Source organism: Bacillus sp. 7884-1, from assembly GCF_002272245.1.
Taxonomy (GTDB): domain Bacteria; phylum Bacillota; class Bacilli; order Bacillales; family Cytobacillaceae; genus Neobacillus.
In genome coordinates, this window is record NZ_NPDD01000031.1 from 1 (window position 1) to 5,266 (window position 5,266).

Sequence of the window (5,266 nt, forward strand, 5' to 3'; positions counted from 1 at the left end):
GAAAGCGAAGTGCCTGGAGCGCAAATCAACAGACCCATTTAACACAGCCTTGGAATAATATATTGAGGTGATCAATTTTGCAATTAGAAGATATTATTATTGTCGGAGGGGGGCCATGTGGATTAGCTGCTGCTATTGCCTTCAAAGAAATTGGGCTTAACCCGCTTATTATTGAAAAAGGGAATGTGGTAAATGCCATCTATCATTACCCAACACATCAAACATTTTTTAGTACAAGTGAAAAGCTAGAAATCGGTGATGTTCCATTTATTACAGAAAGCTATAAACCGAAACGAAATCAAGCGCTCGTTTATTATCGGGATGTTGTTAAGCGGAAACAACTGCGTATTAACTCTTTTGAAAAAGTATCAAAGGTGTTGGAAGAAGAAAATGGTTTTCAAGTAGTTACCAATAAACAGACATATCAAACACAGTTTGTTGTGATTGCTACAGGATACTATGATCACCCAAACTATATGAAAGTGCCTGGAGAAGATTTGCCAAAAGTGTCTCATTACTTTAAAGAAGCACACCCGTATTTTGATAAGGAAGTTTGTGTAATCGGCGGCAAGAACTCCAGTGTAGATGCAGCCCTTGAACTTGTTAAAGCAGGTGCTAGAGTATCAGTTTTATACCGTGGGAAAGAATATTCCTCGAGCATAAAACCATGGATTCTCCCAGAATTTGAGGCATTAGTGCGTAACGATACCATAACAATGGAATTTAATTCTGATATTATTGAGATTACAAATGACCAGGTAAGATATAAAAAGGATGGAAAAGAAAAGACCATATACAATGATTTCGTTTTTGCGATGACAGGTTATCGACCAGATCACCAATTCTTAAAGAATATGGGGATTAATATTGACGAAGAGACGGGAAGGCCGCTTTTTGATCCTGAAACTATGGAGACGAATATTGAGGGCATTTATATTGCAGGAGTAATTGCTGCAGGTAATAATGCTAACGAAATATTTATTGAAAATGGCAGGTTTCATGGAAGTCTTATTGCTCAATCAATCAAAAAAAGGGGTGAAAAATTTTTATGAAAAAAGTTGTATTATTAACAACTGGAGGAACGATTGCCAGTAAAACCAATAAGGATTCAGGGAAATTAGCATCGGGAGAATTAACGGGAGAAGAACTGGCAGCTATGTGTAATCTGCCTAAGGATATCGAAGTAATCATTGAATCAGTATTTCAAAAAGCAAGCATACATATTACCTTTGAAGATTTAGTAGTATTAAAAAATAAAATTGAAAAATATTATGAGGATGATAAGGTTTCCGGAGTGGTGGTAACGCATGGTACGGATACACTTGAGGAAACAGCCTACTTTCTGGATTTAACCATTAAGGACCCCCGTCCAGTCGTAATAACAGGATCCCAACGGTCTCCAGAAGACTTAGGAAGTGATGTATACATAAACCTTAGACATGCAATCTATTCAGCTTGTTCAGAGGATTTACAATATGCAGGAGCTGTTGTTGTGTTCAATGAACGGATATTTGCAGCTAGGTATGTAAAGAAGGAACATGCCTCCAACATCCAGGGATTTAACGTATTTGGATTTGGCTACCTTGGAATTATCGATAATGATGTGGTTCATATTTTTCAAAAACCAATCAAGCGGGAGTATTTTGCCATTCAATCACCGGTTCCTCAAGTAGATATTATAAAATGTTATATTGGAGCCGATGGGAAATTTATTAAGGCTGCCAGAGAATCTGGGGTCAGAGGGATTATCCTTGAAGGTGTTGGACGCGGGCAAGTAGCTCCTCAAATGATGGAGGAAATTGAAAAATCACTTTCAGAAGGAATTGTCTTGGTGATTACAACGAGTGCAGAAGAGGGTTCTGTGTATACCACTTATGATTATAAAGGCAGTGCCTATGATTTATACAATAAGGGTGTAATCCTTGGCAGTGATAATGACTCCAAAAAGGCAAGAATTAAATTAGCGGTAGCACTTGCTAGCGGACTAGAGAAAATTAACTATTAATAGACAAATCGGAAATTGGATATAATCTTTGATTTAATTAATGACAATATCATGTTAGGATTAAGTATACGAATTATTTGAAATGAGGATTAACCATGCTGGGAATATTATCAGCCGGCATCGCCCCAGGTTTGGCCTTGCTGAGTTATTTTTATTTAAAAGATGAATATGAGTCAGAGCCAATATCTGTAGTTTTTAGGACCTTCATGTACGGTGCTCTTCTGGTGTTTCCAATCATGTTTATTCAGCATGTGCTTCATACAGAGAATATCATTAAATCTGGATTTATTGATGCATTCCTTTCCTCGAGTCTGCTCGAAGAGTTTTTTAAATGGTTTATCCTGTTCTATGCGATTTACCAACATGTTGAGTTAGATGAACCATTTGATGGAATTGTGTACGGTGTGGCTGTTTCTCTTGGTTTTGCCACTGTTGAAAATATATTTTATTTATTTGCCAATGGGATTGAACATGCTATGGCAAGAGCATTGCTCCCTGTTTCAAGTCATGCTTTATTCGGAGTCATTATGGGATTTTACCTTGGAAAAGCAAAATTCTCCGAAGGCAAAATAATTAAGTGGGTATTCATATCATTACTTTTGCCATTCATCCTGCATGGATCTTATGATTATATTTTAATTTCACAAGAAAACTGGCTATATATTATTTTACCTTTTATGATTTTTCTTTGGTGGTTTGGCTTAAGAAAGGTTAAAATGGCGAGAATCTTAACGACAAACCATAAGAAAAAACAATATTCAGCTCAAAATTCCTTTCATTCTTAAAGAGAAATTCCCTTCATTTTAAATGAAGGGGATTTTTTTTGAATAAATTTGGCATTAAAACAAAAAATAGGTTTACATCTAAAAAGATTTACAACTGGGGGTTACTTTACCATGAAGAAGAAAATTGTTAAATTTTTATTTCCACTCTTAATCTCCCTTTGTATGGTGCCATTTACGTTTCTAGAGAACGACAGGGCTTATGCATTCTCTAACCAGGTTATTCAACAAGGTGCTGTTGGAGATGATGTCATCGAGCTTCAATCTAGACTTCAGTATTTGGGATTTTACAACAGGAAAATTGATGGTGTGTTCGGGTGGAGCACCTATTGGGCACTAAGAAATTTTCAATATGAGTTTGGATTACCAATCGATGGACTTGCAGGTACAGAGACAAAGGCAAAATTAGCTAAAGCAAGCAAATATAATAAACAATTTGTAAAGGAACAAATCAATAAAGGGAATAAATTTACCCATTATGGTGGAGTGGACCAAAAAAAGCAGAGTGCACCGAACCCCAAAGCACAACCAAAAGCACAACCAAAAGCACAACCAAAAGCACAACCCAATGCTCAACCAAAAACACAACCCAATGCTCAACCAAAAACACCAGCTAATACGGCGAATCCTAAGCAGGCTGCACCAAAACCTGCAGCCCCAAAAGCACCACCAAAAAAACCAACGGCTGCAAATACGCCAGGTGGTTTCTCAAGTAACGATATCCAATTAATGGCGAATGCTGTGTATGGAGAATCCAGAGGTGAACCATATACAGGGCAAGTTGCAGTTGCTGCCGTCATCCTAAATCGTGTTAATAGCGCATCCTTTCCAAACACTGTCTCAGGGGTTATTTTTGAACCGGGTGCATTTACGGCCGTTGCGGATGGACAAATTTGGCTGACTCCAAACGAACAAGCTAAAAAAGCAGTACTAGATGCAATAAACGGCATTGATCCAACAGGGGAAGCCCTATATTATTTTAATCCGGCTACGGCTACAAGTAAGTGGATTTGGTCAAGACCACAAATTAAACGAATCGGAAAACATATTTTTTGCGAATAGAGGGGTGAATAGGATGATAAGAGGAATAATCATAGGTGTTCTCGCAGTAGGTGTTGCGGGTACTGCCTACTGGGGTTACCAAGAACATCGAGAGAAAAACGCAATATTAATCAATGCTGAAAATAGTTATCAACGTGCCTTTCACGATCTTACCTATGAGATGGATTTACTTCACGATAAGATTGGAACAACTCTTGCAATGAATTCAAGATATTCCTTGTCACCTTCATTAGTAGAGGTTTGGCGATTAACCTCGGAAGCTCATAGTGATGTCGGTCAACTTCCGTTAACCTTGCTCCCGTTCAATAAAACGGAGGAATTTTTGGCTCAAATTGGAAAGTTTAGTTATCAAACGGCTGTGAGAGATTTAGATAAAGAACCATTATCAGAAGAGGAGTATGAAACGTTAAAGGTTTTATACAAGCAATCTGGTGATATTCAGAGTGAGCTTCGTAAAGTACAGCATATGGTATTGGAAAACAATCTGCGCTGGATGGATGTAGAACTAGCGTTAGCTTCAGGAAAAGAAAAAACCGACAATACGATAATTGATGGATTTAAAACAGTCGAAAAAACGGTGTCGGGCTTTGATGAAAGTGACTTTGGACCTACTTTTACGAACATGCAAAAGAAAGATGAAAATTTTAAGAAAATTAAAGGAAAAAACATTTCTGAAAAAGAAGCAATCAGTATTGCGAAAAAATATATGAAATTTGATGGGAATTCCGAAGTAAAAGTCACAGAGAGTGGTAAGGGTTCAGATTATGGTTTTTATAGTGTATCAATAAAAAACAAGAAAACTGGACAAGAAGGAAGTATGGATATCACGAAAAAAGCAGGGTATCCAATATGGTTTATTAATCACCGAGAAGTTGACAAACAGAAGATTAGCTTAAATGATGCAAATCTTAAGGCAGCAGCTTTTCTGAAGGAAAATGGTTATAAAAATCTAGAATTGTTTGAGAGTATGCAATATGATAACACAGGTGTATTTAATTTTGTCACCAGTGAGAACAATATTAGGATTTATCCTGAAGCTGTTAAGGTTGAGGTGGCGCTTGATAATGGAAATATTATAGGTTTCACAGCAGAGGAATATCTAAAATCCTTCCAAACTAGGGAAGTAGAAAAACCAGTTCTAACAAGTGAGCAAGCTCGTGCCAAAGTAAATCCTAACTTTAAAGTCATGGAAGAGAGACAAGCGATTATCGTTAATGATCTAAACAAAGAAGTATTGTGTTATGAATTCCTAGGAACCATAGATGATGACACCTACAGGATTTTTATTAATGCAGTAGATGGTACCGAAGAGGAAGTAGAAAAGTTAAAGAACGCCGAGGAAGTTTACGACGAAGTTATTTAAGGTTTGGCTGTGTTAAAAGGAAAATAATAATTTTAGAACTCTGTTGATTTGTGC

General features: G+C 37.0%; 5 protein-coding genes. All 5 read left to right on the forward strand.

Annotated elements, in window-relative coordinates; genetic code table 11:
• The first annotated feature begins 77 nt into the window (after nucleotides 1-77).
• The 5 genes from CHI06_RS04690 to ypeB all read left to right on the forward strand — a co-directional run bounded on the left by CHI06_RS04690 (nucleotide 78) and on the right by ypeB (nucleotide 5,212).
• Entirely contained in the window at nucleotides 78-1,052 is a 975-nt protein-coding gene (locus tag CHI06_RS04690; protein WP_095247270.1) for a YpdA family putative bacillithiol disulfide reductase, read from the forward strand.
• Nucleotides 1,049-2,005 (forward strand): asparaginase, encoded by a 957-nt coding sequence (locus CHI06_RS04695; protein ID WP_095247271.1) that lies wholly within the window; start codon nucleotides 1,049-1,051, stop codon nucleotides 2,003-2,005. The genes CHI06_RS04690 and CHI06_RS04695 overlap by 4 nt, the downstream gene beginning before the upstream one ends.
• Nucleotides 2,006-2,100: 95 nt before the next feature.
• On the forward strand, nucleotides 2,101-2,790 hold the full coding sequence (prsW, locus tag CHI06_RS04700) for a glutamic-type intramembrane protease PrsW (RefSeq protein ID WP_095247272.1): 690 nt from the start codon (nucleotides 2,101-2,103) through the stop codon (nucleotides 2,788-2,790).
• Nucleotides 2,791-2,901: 111 nt separating this feature from the next.
• The gene (gene sleB / locus CHI06_RS04705) at nucleotides 2,902-3,849 is read left to right on the forward strand and encodes a spore cortex-lytic enzyme (RefSeq protein ID WP_257009165.1); all 948 of its coding nucleotides are present in this window, start codon (nucleotides 2,902-2,904) and stop codon (nucleotides 3,847-3,849) included.
• A 13-nt stretch (nucleotides 3,850-3,862) separates the two neighbouring features.
• Nucleotides 3,863-5,212 carry a germination protein YpeB gene (gene ypeB / locus CHI06_RS04710; RefSeq protein ID WP_095247273.1) on the forward strand — a complete coding sequence of 450 codons (1,350 nt, stop codon included), beginning with the start codon at nucleotides 3,863-3,865 and terminating at the stop codon, nucleotides 5,210-5,212.
• Nucleotides 5,213-5,266 lie beyond the last annotated feature (54 nt).

What these genes read in the sequence shown, in the direction of transcription:
- CHI06_RS04695 (WP_095247271.1), top strand. Translation starts at nt 1,049, where the DNA reads ATGAAAAAAGTTGTATTATTAACAACTGGAGGAACGATTGCCAGTAAA.
- prsW (WP_095247272.1), top strand. Translation starts at nt 2,101, where the DNA reads ATGCTGGGAATATTATCAGCCGGCATCGCCCCAGGTTTGGCCTTGCTG.
- sleB (WP_257009165.1), top strand. Translation starts at nt 2,902, where the DNA reads ATGAAGAAGAAAATTGTTAAATTTTTATTTCCACTCTTAATCTCCCTT.
- ypeB (WP_095247273.1), top strand. Translation starts at nt 3,863, where the DNA reads ATGATAAGAGGAATAATCATAGGTGTTCTCGCAGTAGGTGTTGCGGGT.